20 protein-coding genes are annotated in these 19,522 nt (G+C 67.8%); 13 read left to right on the forward strand and 7 right to left on the reverse strand.

Going from position 1 to position 19,522, the window contains the following annotated elements; all coding sequences use genetic code 11:
- Positions 1-4: 4 nt before the first annotated feature.
- The 10 genes from AB0J95_RS16340 (at position 5) to AB0J95_RS16385 (ending at position 9,274) form a co-directional block, all read left to right on the forward strand.
- Complete coding sequence (locus AB0J95_RS16340; RefSeq protein ID WP_364757779.1) at positions 5-472, forward strand: hypothetical protein; 468 nt, start codon at positions 5-7, stop codon at positions 470-472.
- Entirely contained in the window at positions 466-1,413 is a 948-nt protein-coding gene (locus AB0J95_RS16345) for a pyridoxal phosphate-dependent aminotransferase (RefSeq protein WP_364757780.1), read from the forward strand. Before AB0J95_RS16340 ends, AB0J95_RS16345 begins: the two co-directional genes overlap by 7 nt.
- Positions 1,413-1,769, forward strand: coding sequence for a globin (locus tag AB0J95_RS16350; protein WP_364757782.1), 357 nt, complete (start codon positions 1,413-1,415; stop codon positions 1,767-1,769). The genes AB0J95_RS16345 and AB0J95_RS16350 overlap by 1 nt, the downstream gene beginning before the upstream one ends.
- Positions 1,766-2,419: a hypothetical protein gene (locus tag AB0J95_RS16355; RefSeq protein ID WP_364757783.1), complete on the forward strand. Its 654-nt coding sequence runs from the start codon at positions 1,766-1,768 to the stop codon at positions 2,417-2,419. The genes AB0J95_RS16350 and AB0J95_RS16355 overlap by 4 nt, the downstream gene beginning before the upstream one ends.
- Positions 2,401-3,312: a phytanoyl-CoA dioxygenase family protein gene (locus tag AB0J95_RS16360; RefSeq protein ID WP_364757785.1), complete on the forward strand. Its 912-nt coding sequence runs from the start codon at positions 2,401-2,403 to the stop codon at positions 3,310-3,312. The genes AB0J95_RS16355 and AB0J95_RS16360 overlap by 19 nt, the downstream gene beginning before the upstream one ends.
- Positions 3,309-3,707 carry a hypothetical protein gene (locus tag AB0J95_RS16365; RefSeq protein ID WP_364757787.1) on the forward strand — a complete coding sequence of 133 codons (399 nt, stop codon included), beginning with the start codon at positions 3,309-3,311 and terminating at the stop codon, positions 3,705-3,707. The genes AB0J95_RS16360 and AB0J95_RS16365 overlap by 4 nt, the downstream gene beginning before the upstream one ends.
- Entirely contained in the window at positions 3,704-4,720 is a 1,017-nt protein-coding gene (locus AB0J95_RS16370; protein WP_364757789.1) for a hypothetical protein, read from the forward strand. The genes AB0J95_RS16365 and AB0J95_RS16370 overlap by 4 nt, the downstream gene beginning before the upstream one ends.
- Before the next feature lie 40 nt (positions 4,721-4,760).
- Complete coding sequence (locus AB0J95_RS16375) at positions 4,761-6,326, forward strand: long-chain-fatty-acid--CoA ligase (RefSeq protein ID WP_364757791.1); 1,566 nt, start codon at positions 4,761-4,763, stop codon at positions 6,324-6,326.
- 39 nt (positions 6,327-6,365) lie between these two features.
- Positions 6,366-7,097, forward strand: a complete 732-nt coding sequence (locus AB0J95_RS16380) for a dienelactone hydrolase family protein (protein ID WP_364757793.1) — start codon at positions 6,366-6,368, stop codon at positions 7,095-7,097.
- Between the two features lie 197 nt (positions 7,098-7,294).
- Positions 7,295-9,274, forward strand: a complete 1,980-nt coding sequence (locus tag AB0J95_RS16385; protein ID WP_364757794.1) for a S53 family peptidase — start codon at positions 7,295-7,297, stop codon at positions 9,272-9,274.
- A gap of 135 nt (positions 9,275-9,409) precedes the next feature.
- Here the strand turns inward: AB0J95_RS16385 and AB0J95_RS16390 are convergent, their stop codons facing one another.
- From AB0J95_RS16390 to AB0J95_RS16405, 4 genes are all read right to left on the reverse strand, one after another.
- On the reverse strand, positions 9,410-9,583 hold the full coding sequence (locus AB0J95_RS16390; protein WP_364757796.1) for a hypothetical protein: 174 nt from the start codon (positions 9,581-9,583) through the stop codon (positions 9,410-9,412).
- A gap of 64 nt (positions 9,584-9,647) precedes the next feature.
- Positions 9,648-11,258 (reverse strand): ABC-F family ATP-binding cassette domain-containing protein, encoded by a 1,611-nt coding sequence (locus AB0J95_RS16395; protein ID WP_364757798.1) that lies wholly within the window; start codon positions 11,256-11,258, stop codon positions 9,648-9,650.
- A 178-nt stretch (positions 11,259-11,436) separates the two neighbouring features.
- On the reverse strand, positions 11,437-12,153 hold the full coding sequence (locus tag AB0J95_RS16400) for a hypothetical protein (RefSeq protein ID WP_364757800.1): 717 nt from the start codon (positions 12,151-12,153) through the stop codon (positions 11,437-11,439).
- Between the two features lie 228 nt (positions 12,154-12,381).
- Positions 12,382-13,011 (reverse strand): DJ-1/PfpI family protein, encoded by a 630-nt coding sequence (locus AB0J95_RS16405; protein WP_364757802.1) that lies wholly within the window; start codon positions 13,009-13,011, stop codon positions 12,382-12,384.
- A gap of 62 nt (positions 13,012-13,073) precedes the next feature.
- Between AB0J95_RS16405 and AB0J95_RS16410 the strand changes: the two genes are divergently transcribed.
- Positions 13,074-14,411 carry a PLP-dependent aminotransferase family protein gene (locus AB0J95_RS16410; protein ID WP_364757803.1) on the forward strand — a complete coding sequence of 446 codons (1,338 nt, stop codon included), beginning with the start codon at positions 13,074-13,076 and terminating at the stop codon, positions 14,409-14,411.
- 31 nt (positions 14,412-14,442) lie between these two features.
- The gene (locus AB0J95_RS16415; protein ID WP_364757805.1) at positions 14,443-14,940 is read left to right on the forward strand and encodes a GNAT family N-acetyltransferase; all 498 of its coding nucleotides are present in this window, start codon (positions 14,443-14,445) and stop codon (positions 14,938-14,940) included.
- A 9-nt stretch (positions 14,941-14,949) separates the two neighbouring features.
- On the opposite strand, the gene AB0J95_RS16420 is transcribed toward AB0J95_RS16415, so the two are convergent.
- Positions 14,950-16,152, reverse strand: coding sequence for a cytochrome P450 (locus tag AB0J95_RS16420; protein ID WP_364757807.1), 1,203 nt, complete (start codon positions 16,150-16,152; stop codon positions 14,950-14,952).
- A gap of 168 nt (positions 16,153-16,320) precedes the next feature.
- On the opposite strand from AB0J95_RS16420, the gene AB0J95_RS16425 reads away from it, so the two are divergent.
- The gene (locus tag AB0J95_RS16425) at positions 16,321-17,292 is read left to right on the forward strand and encodes a glutamate ABC transporter substrate-binding protein (protein ID WP_364757809.1); all 972 of its coding nucleotides are present in this window, start codon (positions 16,321-16,323) and stop codon (positions 17,290-17,292) included.
- A 168-nt stretch (positions 17,293-17,460) separates the two neighbouring features.
- On the opposite strand, the gene AB0J95_RS16430 is transcribed toward AB0J95_RS16425, so the two are convergent.
- Complete coding sequence (locus tag AB0J95_RS16430) at positions 17,461-18,363, reverse strand: phenylacetaldoxime dehydratase family protein (RefSeq protein ID WP_364757811.1); 903 nt, start codon at positions 18,361-18,363, stop codon at positions 17,461-17,463.
- 115 nt (positions 18,364-18,478) lie between these two features.
- Positions 18,479-19,477 (reverse strand): carbon-nitrogen hydrolase family protein, encoded by a 999-nt coding sequence (locus AB0J95_RS16435; RefSeq protein WP_364757812.1) that lies wholly within the window; start codon positions 19,475-19,477, stop codon positions 18,479-18,481.
- Positions 19,478-19,522 lie beyond the last annotated feature (45 nt).

A 19,522-nucleotide genomic window follows, 5' to 3' on the forward strand; every position in this document is an offset into this window, starting at 1 on the left:
CACGATGGTGTTTCCTGGTGTCGAGCACTACGTTCCCGCCGCGGTTCAGCAGGTGCTCGGGCAGCGGCTGGCCGGCCGCAGTCCCGGGGATCTGCGCACGCAGACCGAGGAGTGCCTGAAGTTCCTGATCATCGCGTCGGAATGCGTGCCGATGTTCATCCCGTTGACCCGTGAGGCCGACGAGGTGTGGCACGAGCTGATCCTGCAGACGCATTTCTACGCGGAGCTGTGCCGCGCGCTGCCGGGTGGTGCGTTCATCCACCACCAGACCGTGGAGATCGAGGACTACGCGGCGGGCCCGGCCAACCCCAACCTGTTCGACGAGTACATGTTCTGGATCCCCGCGTATATCAGCCGGTTCGGCGATTTCACCGAGGAACGCGCCCGCTACTGGAACGTCGTGCGGTACCTGCGGGACAAGCACGGGCTCACCTTGGCCGCCATCAACGCCGCCGGCCGGGTCCCGTGTTGACGGCCCCCAGCCCGGACCTGACCGTATTCGACCGCCAACTCCCGCCCGTCCTGCACAGCGCCGTCCTCGACCGGCTGGCCGCAACGCCATGGCACCACTATCCGCTGCTGGACCCGGAATTGCGCGAACGGGTGGCGGCGCACTACGGCGTGAGCGCCGCGAACGTGCTGCCAACCCGAGGATGCACCGAAGCGCTGGAAATGGCCGTACGCCACACCACGCGACGCGGCATCTCCTCCTTGGCCCTGCCGTGGCGGAGTTGGTATGGCTTCGTGCCTCTCGCCGAGCGCGCCGGACTCAGCTGGACCCACTACGACGTGGGGACGCTCCCCGAACCCGGGCACATCCCCGTGCTGTGCACGCCGAACAACCCGACCGGGCACGTCATCGCCGAAGCCGACCTCGCCCGGCTGTGCGCCGAACCGGCGATTGTCGACTGCACCTATGACGACCTCAGCGAAGACCCGGTGTTGCCGCGGATCGGGCGATTTCTCAATGGTGAAGCCATCTTCTGCACCAGTCTCGCCAAGTCGACCGGGCTGGCCGCAGCGCGCCTCGGCCTGCTGTTCGCCGCCGCCGGGATTGTGGCGAAGATCGAGGCGGAGGCAGGTCCGCACCGCCTTGACGCGTTCCAGTTGGCGGCGCTGGACACGCTGTTCAGTGTGGACGGACTGCGGGCGTGGCAATCCATGGTCGATCACGTGCGGGCACAACGTGCGGCGTGCGCGGACCACATCCGGACGTTGTTGCCGTGTGGCACTGTGACCGCCGCCGTCGGCACCGTCGTCTACGTGAGCTTCGACCCCGATTGTCGCAACCACGTGCCGGGTGTTGTCGCGGCAACCGAGGCGACTGTGTTTCCCATCGAACGGGTGCTGCGCGTGCGGGTCACCAAGGCGACGGTGAATGCGTTGGCAGCACTGCGAAACAGGAGTTCGTGATGCGCCTGGCGAGCGAGTCCCTGTTGATGGAGCTGGCAGACCGGTTCTACGTGGGAGTCACCGGCGACGATGCGTTGCGCGCCATGTATCCCGACGCCGACCTCACTGCGGCCGCCCAGCACCTCGGCTGGTTCCTCGTCGAGTTCTGGGGCGGCCCGATCACGTACTCCAAGGCCCGGGGCTACCCCAGCCTCCGGATCCGGCACCTGCCCTTCCCGATCACCGTGGAACTGCGCGACCGCTGGCTCGCTCACATGCGCACCGCCATGGCCGAGGTGGCGATCGACGAACCGGACAAGGCGAAGCTGTGGCGATGGTTCACGGCGGAGGCCGAAGCACTGGTGAACCTACCATGACCGACGCAGAGCAGCGGGCGGATTCGTTGCTGCAGAAAGGAAAACTGAGGCAGGCAGCAGAAGCGTACGCGCAGGCCATGGACTGCGCCGTCCGACAGTCCCCAGTGGACACAGAGCGGTTGCTCGGTCTACGCCACCGCCTTGGCTGGACGTTGTTGCGGTCCGGTCGCATCGACGAGCTCATCGCGTTGTACGAAAGCAATCGGGCGCCTTTCGACCATCACACCTGGCGTGTCCTCGGCGATCTCTACGTGCGGACCGGTCGCTTCGAGGAGGCACTGCACAGCTACGCGACCGTGCTGGACTGGGCTCAGCGGCGGCTCGTTGCCGAGTACCTGGCCATGGTCGTGCTCGCCGGTACGATCGGCCGTCTGCTGCGGCGAGGCGCCCCGATGACCGGGCTGACGTCGTTGCGCCGCAAGCTGTACGGCCTCGCCAAACTGCACCGGCGCAAGTCGATCGGCCTGCCGCTGTTGTGGACGTGCCTGGCCGAGGTGCACGACGCGATGGACCAGACCGGCGCCGCCGCGGCGTTCCGGGAGCGGTATCTGGCGTATTGGCAGTGGTATCTCGGGCCGGACCACATCAGCGTGACGAGGCTGAAGGCCGCCCACGAGCGCGGAGGTGGCGCATGCATGAGTTCGTGCTGACCCGGTCCCCGGCCGACAACCGATGCCTCACGGAATCCGCCCGCAAAGCGGTCCGGGAGGACGGCGGTTTCGTGCTGCGCAACGCCTTGCCCGCGAAGTCCGTGCTGCGGCTGCGGGACGAGCTCACCGCGTCGTTCTCCCAGGTGTCCGGCGAGCCCTGGACGTGGCGGGATCTGCGTCGCCACGCCACTGCCGACAAGCATCTCCTCGGGCTGCGACGGGCATTGTTCGCGTGTCCGTCGAATGCCGATTTGTTCCGTCATCCCCGGCTGCGCTCGTTCCTCGGCGGGGTGCTGGACACCAGCGAACCGTTCCTGCACCCCCGCCGGTGGTTGCGGTTCAACGAACCCGGCGGCGGCCTGAGCAAGTGGACCACGCCGCACCACCAGGATTACCGTTTCGTGCAGGGCACACCGGACGTGCTCACTGTGTGGACGCCTTTGCACGCATGCCATACCGGCGGCATCCAGGTGGAACTCCGTTCGCACCACGATGGTTTGCGGCAACTCGGCCAACGCGGTCAGAACAACCACCTTCCGCCCGCGCTCGGCGTCGACCCGGCCAACCTTGCCGAGCCCGTCTGCGAAATCGGTGACGTTGTGGTGTTCCACAGCCTCGTCGTGCATGGCACCGCCGCCAATCCGAGCCGGTACAACAGGATCTCGGTGGACGCCCGGTTCCAGCATCCCGGCGATCCGATCACCAGCGAGCAGCTGATCCCAGCCGTTGCGCCGCAGGACAAACTGCCCATTGGCGTGCCTGGAGTGGACGATCCCCGGCCGTCGGAGTGGTCCGGCGACCCAGGAATGACTGTGCCCGGCTCCATGCCAGTGGTCCCAGCGAACGACTTCACCTTGAACCGAACCATTGTTCCCTCCCGGTTCACGCAATGACCGAAGTGGACGACTGTGCTCGCGCGGTGAGCGACGGCCTCACCGGGTGCCGCCTGCTGCCGGACCGGACCACCGACGAGATCCGTACGCAGGTCCGGGAACTGGTTCGCGGCCTGGTGATCGCCGCGGACATGGGCGGCCTGCTGCTGCCATTGTCGTCCGAGCTGGACCAGATGTGGCTGGCAATTCTCGCGGAACCACTACTCTGGCAACAGGTTCAGCAACTGCTTCCGTCTGGTGTGGACCTCGTGCACGTCCGCAGCACAACAGCCGACCTCAGTACGCACATGCTCGACTGGATCGAGCGGTACCGCCACCGGTTCGGCCCGGTCCCGCCCGAGGTGGCCGGGTACTGGCCCGTGCACCGGTATCTGGAAACCCTTCGGCTGTCATGAAGATCGACTACCTGTGCCGCGGAACCGGCTGGGCGCACGCGGCCCGCTCCGCGTTGATCGTGCCCGCATTGGCCCGTGCTCCAAGGGTTTCGGAGTTGGCGATTGCCGCGACTGGCAGCGCCGTCGACTACTTCGCGATGTCCGGCACGACGTGCCACGACTTGAAGGTTCCCGACTCGCTGGATCACTCGGGGTACGCCGCCTACCGGATCCGAAAACATCTACGGGCCCGTAAGGCGCACGTCGTTGTGTCTGACGAGTTGTGCCTGGCGCCGCTGGTGTGCGAGGTGCCCTGTGTGCTGATCGTGTGTTCGTTCCGGCATTATGACGCCGGACCCGAGGCGTTCGCCGCCGCGGACCGGATCCTGCTGGCGGGCTGGGCGGAGATGGAACCGATCCCCGAGGCGATCCGCCGGAAAGTGACCGCGATCGGCCCGATAGTACGCGTGACCAGCGAAGACCAGCCGACCGCGCGCCGGATTCTCGGCCTGTCCACGGAGGCACTGGTCGTCACGGCATCGTTCGGCTCGTTCCACCCCACGAAGCGTGAGTACTTCCGGACCACGCTGACACAGGTGATCACTGCGTGGCAGCACGCTCCTGGGGATGCGGTGCTGGTGATCCCGTTGACGCCCAGCATGACCCGGGACCTGCTGGGCGGGATCAGGCTGCCAGACAACGTCCGCTGCACCGGTCCGACCGATCGCATGGACCTGTACCACCGGGCGTCGGACACGGTCCTCACCCTCGGCGGCTCCACCACCAGCCACGCGTTGCGCAACGGCATCCCGACGATCGTCGTCAACCCACCCGCGGGTTCCATCGAGTCCCGCCACGCGACCTTCCTGGCCACCCACTGCGATTACCTGACCCGGACGAGCGGAACCGAATCCCCGCAGGACCTCTGGGCCCTCATCGCCGATAGTGCACACAAAACGGACGTGAGGCCGCCGAACCTGCGCTGGGGCGTCCCGGAGGACGTCCATCGCGCCCTCGCGCTTGACCACGGATGATATAACTAGAACACGTTCTATCCGTGCGCGGAGGTGGACCGTGAATGTGCCGACGGTGACTGAGCTGCTGTTGGCGCGCGCCGAGGACCGGGACCGCGGGTTGCGGTTTGAGGACGAGTTCTATCCGTGGGCCGAGCACGTTCGGGTTTCCGCGCGGTACGCGGCCGCGTTGCGGACGGCGTTGCGCCCCGATGTGCCGCCGCACGTCGGGATCCTGGCCGACAACGTGCCCGCTTTCTCGTTCCTGCTGGGCGCCTGCGCGTTCTCCGGTGCCGTGCTGGTCGGGCTCAATCCCACCCGGCGAGGCGAGGCCCTGGCGCGTGACATCCGGCTCGCGGACTGCCAGCTCGTGCTCGCCGAACAGAAGTACCTGCCGTTGCTGGAAGGGCTGCCCCTCACCGGGGTTGACATCCAGGAGCTGGAATCCTGGCCGATTCCCGCGACCGCACTGCTTGATCCGGTCCCCGCCAGCGGGAACGACCTGCTCATGCTGATCTTCACCTCGGGTACCAGTGGTGACCCGAAAGCGGTGCGGTGCACGCACGGCAAGATCGCGTTCCCCGGCTGGATGCTGGCGGACCGGTTCAGATTGTCCTCACAGGACACGGTGTACGTGTCGATGCCGATGTTCCACTCCAACGCCATTATGGCCGGGTGGGCGGTCGGGCTCGCCGCGGGTGCGGGTGTCGCCCTGCGGCGGAGGTTCTCCGCGTCCGGTTTCCTGCCTGACGTAAGGAAGTTCGGCGTGACGTACGCGAACTACGTCGGCAAGCCACTGTCCTATGTGGTCGCCACTCCCCCGCGCCCGGACGACAAGGACAACCCGCTGCGCCTCGTCTACGGGAACGAAGGCGCCGGCGCGGATCTGACCGCGTTCGCGCAACGCTTCGGCTGCAAGGTGATCGACGCGTTCGGGTCCACCGAAGGCGGCGTGGGCTTCTCCCGCACCGATGACACGCCGCCCGCTTCCCTCGGCCGCCTCACCGACGACGTGGCCATCCTGCACCCAGAGACTGGCCTGCCGTGCCCGCCCGCGAAGTTCGACGCGGAAGGCCGCCTGCTCAACGCCGAAGAGGCCGTCGGTGAGATGGTCAACACGGCAGGCGCGGGCTGGTTCGCCGGGTACTACCGGGATCCCGGAGCGGACGCCGATCGTTTGCGTGGCGGCCAGTACCACACGGGTGACCTGGCTTACCTTGATGCCGAAGGGTTCTGCTACTTCGCCGGGCGACTCGGCGACTGGCTGCGTGTCGACGGCGAGAACCTCGGCACCGCGCCGATCGAACGGATTCTCCTGCGGCATCCCGCGATCACCGAGGCCGCCGTCTACGCGGTGCCCGATCCGGTGACCGGCGACCAGGTGATGGCCGCCATCGTCACCAACGGAACCCCGTTGAGCCCCAACGAGTTCGGCCGTTTCCTCGCTGCCCAGCCGGACCTCGGCCCCAAACAGGCGCCCAAGTACGTCCGCACGATCCCGGACCTTCCCCGGACCGCCACGTTCAAGGTCGTCAAACGGCAACTGGCGGCCGAGGGGCTCGACTGCCCCGACGTGGTCTGGACACGCTCCACACGCGACTTGACCTACGTGACCCTCTCCATGTGACGATCACCCCACCATCTTCCAGCGGTGAGGAGTGAGTCGATGTCCGAGCTCGATTCGTGGGCGTTGTCCGAATTCGACGACGGTACCCACAAGTTTCCGGTCTACCGGAAGGGCGAGGGACCGGGCGTCATCGTCGTGCACGAAATACCCGGCCTCACCGACAAGGTCCTCGCGTTCGGGCAGGAGGTGGTGGACGCCGGGTTCACCGTCCTGATGCCGTCCCTGTTCGGCACACCCGGACGGCCGAAAACGGGCCTCTACACGCTGGCGTCGATCGGCCGGTTGTGCGTTCGCAGCGAGTTCACCAAGATCGCCCTCCGCCGGACGTCACCGGTCGCGGACTGGCTGCGCGCCCTGGCCCGCACGACGCACGACGAACTGGGCGGACCAGGCGTCGGCGCGCTCGGCATGTGTTTCACCGGTGGCTTCGCGCTGGCGATGCTGGCCGACGCGCCGGTCGTGGCACCGGTGCTCGCGCAGCCGTCGGTCCCGTTCCCCTTCGGCCGGGCCCGCGGCGCCGCCCTGGACCTGTCCGCGGCCGACCTCACCGCGGTCAAGGCCAAGACGGCAGCCGGCTGTCCGGTCCTTGGCCTGCGGTTCACGGGTGATCCAGTCGTCGGAACCCGGTTCGACACGCTGCGCCAGGAGCTCGGCGACAAGTTCATCGCGGTCGAGTTCCCCGGCAAGCAGCACTCGACCCTCACCGAACACCGGCAGCAGGAGGGCGTCGAGCGCGTGCTGGCGTTCTTCCGTGAACGGCTCACGACCTGATATGCGCCTGGCCGCAAAGCGCCATTGTTTCAGAGCGGAATTGCACGGCCCTTTCATCTGAATGTCTTTGCCGGTCAGCCGTTCGACGGCAATTGCCGACGTGCACAGAATTGGTGAAACCCTGGCCAAAAGGTGACGGATCTGGGAAGGTGTTGCCCGCATCGCACATTCACGATGGGGGTTCCTTGAAACGGCAATTGAACAGAAGTGCCGCCATTGTCGCCGCGCTGGCGGGGCCGGTTCTGCTGGCTTCGGTGTGCACGGCGTCCGCGGCCGACCGGACGATGATCGCCGACGCCCGGCCCGGCTGGGCGTCGGCGGCGGCCGACCGCGGCGCGCTGGATCCAGCGTCCACTGTGGACGACATCCGGGTGTACCTGGCCGGACGCGATCCGCGGGGCCTGACGGCCTATGCCCTGGCGGTCTCCGATCCGCGCAACGCCGCCTTCCGCCACTTCCTGACCGCGGCGGAGGTGGCCGATCGGTTCGGCCCGGCACCCGCACAGGTCGACGCGGTGACATCCTGGCTGAAATCAACCGGACTGACTGTCACCAACGTTGACAAGCACTTTGTGAGTGCGAAAGGCACTGTGGCGCAAGCACAACGCGCGTTCGACGTGACGCTGCACAACTATGCCGACGCCACTGGGTTGCACCGTGCACCCGACGGCCCGGTCACCGTGCCCGCGCAGCTCACCGGCGCCGTCCTGGGCGTGATCGGCTTGGACGACCCGGCCATGCGCCAGGTCCGGCCGCAGCACACCGAAGCCGTTGCGGCCACCAGCGACCCGTTCGGCCCGCCGGGCGCGATCTACCGCGCGGAGCCGTGTTCGGACTACTGGGGCCAGAAGCAGGCCACCGACCGGCCGCCAGTCGACGGCCAGGTCGTGCCGTGGACGCCTTGTGGCTATGGGCCACAGGAACTGCGGAAGGCCTACGGTCTGGACCGCAGCAAGCTCACCGGCAAAGGCGTGACCATCGGCGTCCTCGACCCGTACGCCTCGCCGACCATCGAAGCCGACCTCGCGGCCTACTACAACAAACACAACTTCCAGGGCTTCCGGCCCGGTCAGCTCAAGCAGTACACGACGCCGGGTGGTTCGCCGGTCTGCTACGGCAGTGACGCCAATGTCATCTACCCCGAAGAGGCGCTGGACATCGAGGCCGCGCACACCATGGCGCCGGACGCGGACATCGCGTACATCGGCGCCAAGGACTGTGAGACCACAAGCCTGATCGACGCGCTGAACCGCGCGGTCGACGAGCACCTGGCCGACCTGGTGACCAACTCGTGGGGAATCGGGTCCGAACCACCCGCCGACTCCGTCCGGCAGGCCTTCGAACAGGTCTTCCAGCGGGCCGCGGTGCAGGGCATCGGGATCTACTACTCCTCCGGCGACGGCGGGTACGAGGACCCGGCGACGCCGATCGGCCAGGCCGACGGCTCCACCCGCAAGCAGACCAACTACCCGCCGGAAAGCCCTTGGGTGACGGCGGTCGGCGGCACCAACCTCGGTCTGGACCAGTCCGGCAACCGCGTCGTCGAGACGGCCTGGAACGTGGTCCGCTCGACCATGACACCCGACGGCACCGGCTGGGCACCCGCGCCTCGGGACGGCTACCCCACCGCGTTCACCGGCGGATCCGGTGGCGGAACCAGCATCCAGCACCGCCAACCCGCCTACCAAGCGGGCGTCGTGCCGGCCAAACTGGCCACCACCCTCCCGGACGGCAGCACCTCCGCCTACCCGATGCGGGTCGTGCCTGATATCTCGGCGCTCGCCGACTCCAGCACCGGCATGAAGGTCGGCTTCACCCAGCTCGACGTCGACGGCGTGGCCCGGTTCCACCAGACCCGTCTGGGCGGCACCAGCCTGTCCAGCCCGCTGATCGCCGGAATCCAAGCCCTCGCCCAACAAGCCCAAGGCGCCCCCATCGGGTTCGCCAACTTCCAGCTCTACACCCGATACGGCACCCCCGCCTACCGCGACATCGTCGACACCCAGTACAACCTCGCCCGCAACGACTACACCAACCCCCAAGACCCCACCAGCCCGATCGTGAAACGCCTGTACAGCACCGGAATCAACGGAGCCCTCACCGCCACGACCGGCTACGACAACGTGACCGGCCTCGGCGTCCCCGGCACCAAATACGCAGAGTCCTACAGCCACTGACCCAATGCCGGCGAACCGGACGGCATTTTCCGCTGGTCGACGGCCGCCTGGTCGGCGCCGACAGCCGCGGCGGCGACGCGTGCGGCGACACCGGTGGCGAGATCTACGGTGACCTCATCTCCCAGCGGTCCTGGATCAGAAGCGTGACCGGCGTCTGACCCAAGTTCCAGGCGCGACCCGCTGGCCTGGCTCCGCACGGAGCCGGGCCAGCGGTGTTCCGCGGATCAGGCCGACGTCCCAGATGCCGCGGAACGCCTCGATCCGGGCCAAGGCTTGCGGATCGTCGATGACGTCGGCTGGGGACTTCACGGAATCGACGACACCGAAGGTGAATCGGGACCAGGCGCTACGGCCATCGGCTCCTGAGACGGCATCACGCCGCGGGGACGAGCACCCGCCCTTCGCTCAGCTTCAGCTCGTCGCCCTGCCACCGCTGTCGCAGTAACCGGTCGTGTGACACCACGACCACGGCGCCGGGGTAGCCGGCGAGCGCGGTTTCGAGCTCCTCGACCAGCGCGAGCGACAGGTGGTTGGTCGGCTCGTCGAACAGCAGTACGTCCGACTCACGCACCAGCAGCCGGGCGAGTGCCAATCGACGACGTTGCCCGATCGACAGCGCGCCGACCGGGGTGGCGAAGTCGGCTTCGCGGAACAGGCCCAGCGACGCCAGCTTCTCGGCGTGGTCGCCCGGCCTGCCTTCGGCGAACGCGCCAAGCACCGTTTGCTTCGGGTACCGCACAACGGTTTCCTGCGGCAGGTAGCCGACGGCACCATGCCGTGTGACGGCGCCGTGCTCGGGTTCGAGCCTGCCTGCCAGCACGTCGAGCAACGTCGTCTTGCCCGCGCCGTTCGGCCCGGTCACGAGGAGGCGTTGTCCCGCGGTCACAACGAGTTCGTCCACCTGCAACCGGTCGCCGACGCGTGCGTCGGTCAGTTCGAGCACCGCGCCTTCCCGCACCGCCGCGTTGAGCGATGCGTTGAGGTGCAACGGTTCCGGTGGTTTGGGCACGGGATCGGCCCGCAACCGCTCCAGTTGTTCCGAGGCACTGCGCACGCGCGTCGAGATCGACGCCTGCACGCGCCGCCCGTAACCGTTGTACTTGCACTTGTTGTGGTCCTTGATTGCCCGGCCCGGGGCGACGTTGTACGCCGTCGTACTGCGCCACTCCGTCCAGTGCGCGATCTTGCCGGTCCATTCCGCGTACGCCTGCTCCCAGCGCTGCCGGGCGGCCCGCTTCTCCGCGAGGTAACCGGCATACCCGTTGCCGTAACGGCAGATCGCGGCGCGGTCACCGTCGACCTCGACGATCGCGGTGACGACACGTTCCAGCAGCAGCCGGTCATGCGTCACCACGACCAGCGTGCCGCGGTGGGCCCGCAACCGTTCTTCCAGCCACGTCAGCGCTTGGTCGTCGAGGTGGTTGGTGGGCTCGTCGAGCAGCAACAGTTCCGGCTCGGCCGAGAGCACACCCGCCAGCGCCAGCCGGGCGCGCTGCCCGCCGGACAACGTGCCGAGCCGCCGTTGCCTGCCGATGTCGCCGATCCCCAGCGCCGACATGGCTGCCTCGACGCGAGCGTCGGCCGAGTAACCATCCCGCAACTCGAACATCGTCAGCAGTTCGCCGTAGGAGGCCAGCTGTGCCGGGGTGGCGTTGCCGAGCGCCCGTTCCGCGGCCGTGATCTTCTTGTGCAGCAAGCGAATCTCGACGAGTGCGGCGTCGATCGCGTCGCTGACGGTCGCGTCGTCCGGCAGTGCGAGCACCTGTCCGAGGTGCCCGGCCCCACCTTCCGCGACCACCGTGATCTCACCGTCGTCCGGGGTCTCCTGCCCGGCGATCAACCGCAGCAGCGTCGACTTTCCGGAGCCGTTTTCCCCTACGACACCAAGCTTTTCACCGGGGCGGACCGTCAGCGAGACGGCGTCGAGCACCCGGCGATGAGCGAAGGTCTTGCTGACCGACCGAAATGTGAGCTGACCTGACATGCGACCTCCAGGCGGCACAACCGGAGTTGAGCCCTGCCCTCGAAGAAGACGGAAACACGCGGGCGCACTGCGCTGAAGATGCGCGGGCCACAGGCGTGTGGATCGGTGATGTGTCCGTCAGTAGATCACGTCAGTGATCTTGCCGTTCGGGGCCACGACATGTCAAACGGAATAAAGGTCACTCGAACATGGCCTCGTACCCGTAGTTCTCGAAGAACAGGTCCAGGTCGGCGTCGAGCTGTTCGCTGCGCCGCAACGCGACGAGCTGGGGCATCAACTCGGCCACGCCGCATGCTCGCCACAGGGGTGCGTTGTTCACGTGCCCGGCGATGATGTCGGCCACACGGGTCGCCGCATCCGTCTCGGACTCAAGGCTTTCCATGTATTCGCCCGTCATGGCACCCGGGATCAGCAGCCACCCGGCGAGATCGACATCGGGCAGGCTCGCCGGATCGACCGCGGGCCACGTCCGCCACACCCCCGTGCCTTCCGCTACGAACTCGTCCGGCGTCGCGAGCTCCATGACCCGCTCGGCCGCCTCGCTCCGATGGCGGCGGACCACCAGGCGGCTACTCCCGCCGAGCAGATCGGCCAGCTCACCCAGACGCGCGGCCACCCACCCGGCGAAGTCCGGTTCATGCATCAGGGCCTGGGCCAGCGCGTCCAGGGCCTGGCGGTCATAGTCGGTGGCCTGACGTGGCGGCGAGGTCACCCCGAAGCCGGGAGTCGAGGGAAGGCCGGAGGTGGCCAGCTTTTCCGTACTGCCGGGCTCTTCCGCGCTGAACCAGATGCACGCCTCCTGGAACCAGTCGCGCGCATCCGCCGCCGCCTCCGACGACTCGACCTGCCTGACCCGCCCGGACCACTCCCCCACCAGGAGAACCGACCGCGTCACCTCGCCATCCAGGTCAGGGTCCGGATCCCGGCCAAACATCTGGAGCGGGTCTGCCGGAAGCTCGGTGCGAGTGATCGGTTGACTCGGACAATCAACAACCTACACGGGGAGAACAGGCCGTGACCCGGCCATGCCAGGGCAGGTCCTACGACTACCAGCGGTGGACAGACGTCGCTGCCGGGTCGGCCCATCGGCCCGGCCGCACAATCGAAAGCAGTTCGAACCGCACTATCGTGGCAACGAAGACGTCAGTGCCGGGTCGAGGTACGGCGTCACGTTGCGGAGGGCGCGGTCGACGTATTCGTCCTTTTCGCCGACGGGGGCGACGTAGTGCATGGCGGTCTTGGCGGCGTCGAGGCTGTGGAGCTGGGCGATGGTCCAGGTGGCGAGGTAGGTGGCGGCGAGGCAGCCGCCGGCGGTGGCGAGGGTGCCGCGGGCGTAGAAGGGCTGGTTGAGGACGGTGACGCCGGCGGCGATGACCCAGGGCTTGGTGGTGAGGTCGGTGCACGCGGGGATGTCGTTGAGCAGGCCCAGTTTGGCGAGGATGAGAGTGCCGGAGCATTGGGCGGCAAGGAGTTGGCGGGCAGGGTCGAGGCCGCGCAGCACGCTCATGATGGTGAGGTCCTCGACGACCTCGCGGGTGCGGGAGCCGCTGCCGACGATCACGGCGTCGGCGGTGCAGGCCTCGTCGAGGCCGATCGCCGCGTCGATGGTGACGCCGTTCATCGAGGTGACCCGCGGGGTGGGGCTGGCGATCGACACGCGCCAGCCGGGTTCCTTGACACGGTTGAGGATCCCCAGCGCGATGAGCGAGTCGAGCTCGTTGTACCCCTCGAAGGTCAGGATCGCGGTATGCATGAGCGCACCGTAGAACGGCCAATGCATGACAGTCCAAGAATTGTCATGCTTACCATCCCGGTGTGCGAGTACCGAGGTACAAGGGCGTGGTCGACACGCTGGCCAAGCAGATCCGCAGCGGACGGCTGTCCGCTGGGACGCGTCTGCCCACCCACCGTCAGCTGGCCGCCGACGAAGGCATCGCGGTCGTCACCGCGACCCGGGTATACGCCGAACTCGAAGCGATGGGGCTGGTCAGCAGCGAACAGGGCCGGGGCACGTTCGTCCGGGACCTCGCCACGGCGCCCGGTGTGGGCGGCGACCAGCACTCCGTTGCGGTCGACGCCACCGACCTCAGCTTCAACTCCCCCGCCGTCCCCGGCCAGGCCGATCTGTTGCGGCAGGCGCTCAAAGACCTTGCCACGGCCGGAGACCTCGACGCGTTGCTGCGCTACCAACCACACCGCGGCCGCACCCAGGACCGCGCCGCGATCGCCCGCCACCTCAGAAAACGAGGCCTCACAACAGGACGCGAACGAGTCCTGATCGTCAACGGCGCCCAGCAAGGCCTCGCGGTGACGGCCATGGCGCTGCTCAAGCCCGGCGACATCGTCGCGATCGACGCCATCACCTACCCGGGGTTCACCGTCCTCGCACGCACTCTCGGCCTCCAACTGGCGCCTTTGCCAGTGACAGCAACGGGTCCTGATCTCAGCGCCCTCGAACTCCTGTGCCGCCAACGCCCGGTTCGCGCGATCTATGCCATGCCGACCCTGCACAACCCCCTCGGCTGGGTCCTCGACGAAGTCCAGCGCGAGCACCTGGTCACGATCGCCCGGAACCACGACCTGTTGATCATCGAAGACGCCTCGTACGCCTACCTCGCCGAAGACGCGCCGCCCCCATTGGCGATGCGAGCGCCGCGGGAAACCGTCTACGTGTCCGGGCTGTCCAAGAACGTCGCCACTGGCCTGCGGATCGGCTTCGTCGTCGCACCCGGGAAGCACGTCGAAGCGATCGAGCGCGCCATCCGCGCCACGACCTACCACACGCCCAGCCTGACCGCGGCGATCGTCACGAGATGGCTGGAAGACGGCACCGTCGACCACCTTGAGACACAGAAACGCGCGGACGCACGCCACCGCCAAACCGTCGCCCGCGAAGTTCTGGACGGCTTGCCATATGTCGGACACCCGTCGTCGTACTTCCTGTGGCTGCCGCTGGCGCAGGACGCGCGGGCGGACCGGATCGCGGCATCGTTGGCGCGTAAGAAAGTCGCGGTGTCCACGGCCGAACCGTTCGCCACGACACCCACCGTGCCGCAGGCCCTCCGGCTGGCGCTCGGCTCGGTGCGGCTCGACGAGTTGCGCGACGCCTTGACGAAAGTCCGGCACGAAGCCGACCGCGACGCCTACCGTTAGCCTCCGTAGCGAACCAGCCTGGGAGGCGACCATGGACTACAGCCAGTTCGTCAAGAAACTCGACGTGCACGGCGTCCCGGAGACGCTCACCTACGAGGACGTCGTCGCCAAGGCGCTGACCCGCGACCACCTCGCCGAGGACGTCCGCGGGATCAACGCCAGCCTCGAGATCATCCGGCAGACCAGGGGCGGCTCCTGGCCCACCGAGGCGGTCACCGAGGAGTTCAACTTCGTCGACGTGATCTGGCACGAGTGCGAGTTCCGGGACGGCGGCTCGTACACCTTCGCCGTGTTCGACACGAACGACCGCTACCTCGGCTGCGCCTACCTGTACCCGATGGGCCGGCGCACCAAGCTGACCGAGGACCTGCTGAAGTACGACGTGGACGTGAGCTGGTGGGTCACGCCGACCGCCTACGAGCAGGGCTACTACACGAAGCTCTACCAGGGCTTGGTGCACTGGCTCACCGAGGAGCTCCCGTTCCGGGAACCGTACTACTCCAACAAGGAGATCCCCACAGTCCACTGAGGACGGACGTCACCACGTGACCGGAAGCCGGCGAAGGGCGCGGTTGAGCGAGTTCGCCTTCCACTCCAGCTCTTCGTCGGCAACAGCAACGGTGAGATCGGGCAACCGGGTCACCAACGTCTCCAGCGCCATGCGCAGCTCGGTCCGCGCCAGGTGCGCGCCGACGCAGAAGTGCGGGCCGTGGGTGAAGCTGATGTGCTGGGCGGCATTGGGCCTGGTGATGTCGAACCGGTTCGGGTCGGCGAACACGGCCGGGTCGCGGTTGGCGATGTGCGGCACGCCGACCACGGCCTCACCGGCGCGGACCGGGTGGCCGTCGAGGTCGAGGTCCTCGGCGGCGATCCGCGGGATGGTCGAGGTGATCAGCTTGTCGTACCGCAGGAGCTCCTCGACCGCGTTGCCCGTCAGGCTGGGGTCGGCGCGCAGCAGGTCGAACTGGCTGGGGTTGCGGGAAAGCGTGACGATGCCGTTGGCGAGTTGGTTGAGCGTGGTCTCGTAGCCGGCGACCAGGAGCGTCTGGATGTTGATCACCAGCTCGGCCTCGGTCAGCCGGTCGCCCTCGTCGGTGATCTGCACCAGCGCCGTGGTCAGGTCGTCCGCGGGGTGCGCCCGCTTGTCGGTGATCAGACCGGCCAGATAGCCGCCCATCTCGCGGTGCGTCTCGGCCATCTGCTCCGGTGGCACGGACGCGGCCATGAACCGCTCGGCCCACTGGCGCAGGTCCGACCGGTCCGCCTCGGGGACGCCGAGCAGCTCGCAGATCACCGTGATCGGCAGTGGCGCGATGAACGAGGTGATCAGGTCGGCCGGCTTCGAGTACTGGGCGAACCCGTCCAGCAGGTCGTCCATGACCGACTGGATGCGCGGGCGCAGGCGGTCGACCATCCGCGGCGTGAACGCCCCGGCCATCAGCCGCCGGACCCGCGTGTGCCGCGGCGCGTCCATCACCGAGACCACATCGGTGACGCCGACCAGCGCGGGCAGGGTGACCGGGGCGTCCGGCCGGGTAACGGGTTCCCGCAGCAACCGGGGATCGGTCATCGACTGGCGGGTGGCGTGGTAGCCGAGGGTCAGCAGGACCTCCTTGCCGTCCTCGGCCATCCGCGCCCGGACCACCGACGATCCGTCGAGCAGGCGCAGCCCTTCCGGGTCGGTGCTCAGAGTGGGCGGGGTGCCGAACGGGAACGTCGGGAGGGCCTGCATCACGGTCATGATCGCCAACCTCGGCTGGTACGGGTGCTGGACGGGAAACAGTCTTGTTTGTTCCCTGTTTCGCGGTAAAGCTCGCCGTAACACGACGTAACGCAGCTAGGTGAGGTCGTTGAACCTCAGGAACGTTCCGATGGTGGCGGCGAGCATCGTCGTGCTGTGCTTTGTCCCATGCGGGGGCTTGTCATCGTGCTGATCCTGTTGATGGCTTGCGGGTGCGGGCAGGCCGGTCCGGTGCCGCCGCGCGTGACGGTGGTGGCACCCGATGTTCGTCCGGCGGAGGTTCAGGATCCCGCTGTGCCGCCGAATGCGTCGACGGACTCCACTGAATGCGGGGATCCTCGGGAAAGCCTGCGGCCGGGCGGGCCGCTTCCGTTGCCCGGGAGCATGCCGCCGGGGTCGACGATGGAGAAGATCGTGCGGCGGGGGTGGTTGGTCGCCGGGGTCAACCAGAACGCCTACCGCGTCGGGTATCGCGACCCGGTCTCGGGTGACCTGGCCGGGTTCGAGATCGACATCGTCCGGGAGATCGCCCGGGCCCTGTTCGGCGATCCCACCCGGGTGCGGTTCATCGCGCTGAGTGCGAGCGACCGGGTGCCCATGCTGCGGCGCGGCGAGATCGACCTCGCCGTCCGGACCACGACCATGACCTGCGAGAACTGGCGGGATGTCGCGTTCTCCACCGAGTACTACACGGCCAGCCAGCGGTTGCTTGTCCGGCAAGGGGATCCGGCGACCGAGATCGAGCAGTTCGGCGGGCGCAAGATCTGCGCCGCGGCCGGAAGCACGTCGATCATCAACATCCGCACGTTCACGCCCACGGCCATCCCGGTGGCCGCGCCGGATGTCATCGACTGCCTGGTGATGCTCCAGCAACACCAGATCGACGCGATCTCCACATCGGACATCCTGTTGCTGGCGCTGGCCGCACAGGACCCGCAGACCACCGTGGTCGGCCGCCCGTTGAAGCAACAGCCCTACGGCATCGGCGTCAGCCCGAGCACGCCCGATCTCGTGCGGTTCGTGAACGGTGTCCTGGACCGCATCCGCGCCAACGGCACCTGGACAGCCGCCTACACCCACTGGCTCTCCCCCACCCTCGGCCCACCTCCTCCACCCCCACCCGCCCGCTACCGGCCATGATCAAACCGGCTGACAACGCACAGCCCTGTCCCGCCGCCGGACAGCCAACACGATCTACACTCCGCACGAGGAGGTGTGCAGCCGACCCAGGAACCGCGACGCTGGTCAGGGGCTCGGGGACGCCCACGCCTGCTTGAACTCGGCCTCGGACGAGCCGGTCCGCACAAACTACAGCGCGCGCAACAACCCCGTTCCCTTATGGCATCCGAGGTACTCGAACCGGGTCTCGGTGGGTTCGGCGACGGTGACCTCGTGGTAGAGGCGCAGCCGGGCGGCGGGGCCCATGGTCGAGAGGTACTTCAGGGCCGCGCGGAAGATCGCCACGTGGGTTGGGTGGGACTCGGCCCAGGTTTCGAGGTCTTCGAGGCCTCGCCACCAGCTGAGGCCGAAGCTCTTGTCGGTCTCGTTCCCGTCCGCCGCCAGCACCCGGACGTAGCGGTTGGCGTAGCAGCCAACCGGCAAACCGTCGTCGCGCAGGAAGTCCATTCCCGCACGCAGCACGGGTTCGACCTCCTCCAGGTACATCCGGCGCTCATCCCCGTCGGTTTCGGTCCATTCCTGGCCCGAGCGGATCAGACACAGGTTCCCGTTCGGCACGATGGTCACCAGGTCTCCCGAAAAGCCCGCCGACACAGCCCCCGTCGGAGCGAGGGTGTCGGACTGCGCCAACGGGATCCGGTCGCGCGCCCCGCCCCAGTACCCGTGCTCCTGGATCTCACCGCTCAGTCTGTCCGCGGCGACGGCCACGCCTTCCACCCGGTCGTTGGAGAACAACGTCTCGAATCGCTGGATGGGTGGCCGCACCACCTCCAAGAAGAACCCGGCCTCGGGGTTCGCCGGGCCCACGGTCCAGAAGTCGTTGTCCGCCAACCAGGACGAGAACTCCGCCGGGTCCGTCCAGTACCGGATCTCCAGCGTGGTGTGGTAACCGGCCTCGTCGACGTAGTGCGCCCGCTCACGACTACTACCGCCCGCCGTCGAAGCCAAGCGTGCCAAGGCCGTTGTGACCACCGCAGGCGGCTCGGCCGAAGCGTGTTGCACCCCGAAGTACGCCATGACAACCTGGCGCACCGATGGGTCGAACCGGGCCGAGAACGATGGGTACGGTGGCTGGAATGTGGCCGATTTGCGGGTCGGTCTGGTTCGTTCGACCGTCAAGTGCGCGGGTATCGCGGATTCCACGGCGTCACACTCCGTCCGCGGTGGCGAAGCCGACGTCCTCGAACGCCGGCTCTGTTCCACTGTGGACGATCCTCGGTGTCGCGCCGAGGTTGACCTGCAGGCGGAACACGTCCGGGCGCGAATAGTGGCCGACCGGGTCGGCCGCCGACTTGGCGATCGCGATCAGCGCGAAGTCCAGGTCCGCGACCAGCAGCCCCTCCTCGGTCTCGGCCAGCGCAGGCGCCAGCTCGCTGCCCTCGGGACCGTAGATCCGCGCGAACCCGCCGCCCCTGAGCAGCAACTGCCTCTTCATGTCGTTGTCGCAGAACACCTCCTGCGCCGCGTCGCCGATCACCCCGCAGGGTGCGAGCACGAACGTCTGGCCTTCCACGGCGTACACGAGGCTCGCCGCGGTGTTGACCTCCGGGCCCAGTGCCGTCGCCGCACCGCGGTACACCGAGAAACTCGGCCACGAGCCGACGTGGATCTGCTCGCCCAGGCTGTACATCGTGTACTTGGTCAGCGGCTGGAAGTGCTCCCAGCAGTTCAGCCCGCCGAGCCGGCCCAGCTTCGTGTCGTGCACCTGGAGATCGCTGCCGTCGCCCTCACCGAACACACTGCGCTCGACGTGGGTCGGCTTCAGCTTGCGGCGCACGGAAAGCACCTGGCCGGTGCCGTCGATGAACGCCTGCGCCATGTACAAGCTGCCACCGTCCCGCTCGCTGAAGCCGAGCACGACGTGCATGCCATGTTCCGCGGCGGCGGCCGCGATCCGGGCCATCTCGGCGCCGTCGCGGGTCATCGAGTTCTCGCTGTAGCGCGGCACGAACCGCATCCCCCAGGCGGGCGAGTCGAGCCAGATCCACCACGGGTAGCCCGGCAGGAACGTCTCCGGGAACGCGATCAGCCGGGCACCTGCGGCCGCGGCGTCGGCGATCAGGCCGACGACTTGGTCGACCCCGGCGGCGAGATCCAGCCACCTCGGCTCCGCCTGGACGACGGCGACGCGCACTTGCTCTGTCACGGCAAGCCTCCGAACTCCGGTCACAACTGCTACCGGCTCACTATC

It is taken from the genome of Actinocrispum sp. NPDC049592 (genome assembly GCF_040675465.1).
In the GTDB taxonomy this organism is placed as follows: Bacteria; Actinomycetota; Actinomycetes; order Mycobacteriales; family Pseudonocardiaceae; genus Kibdelosporangium.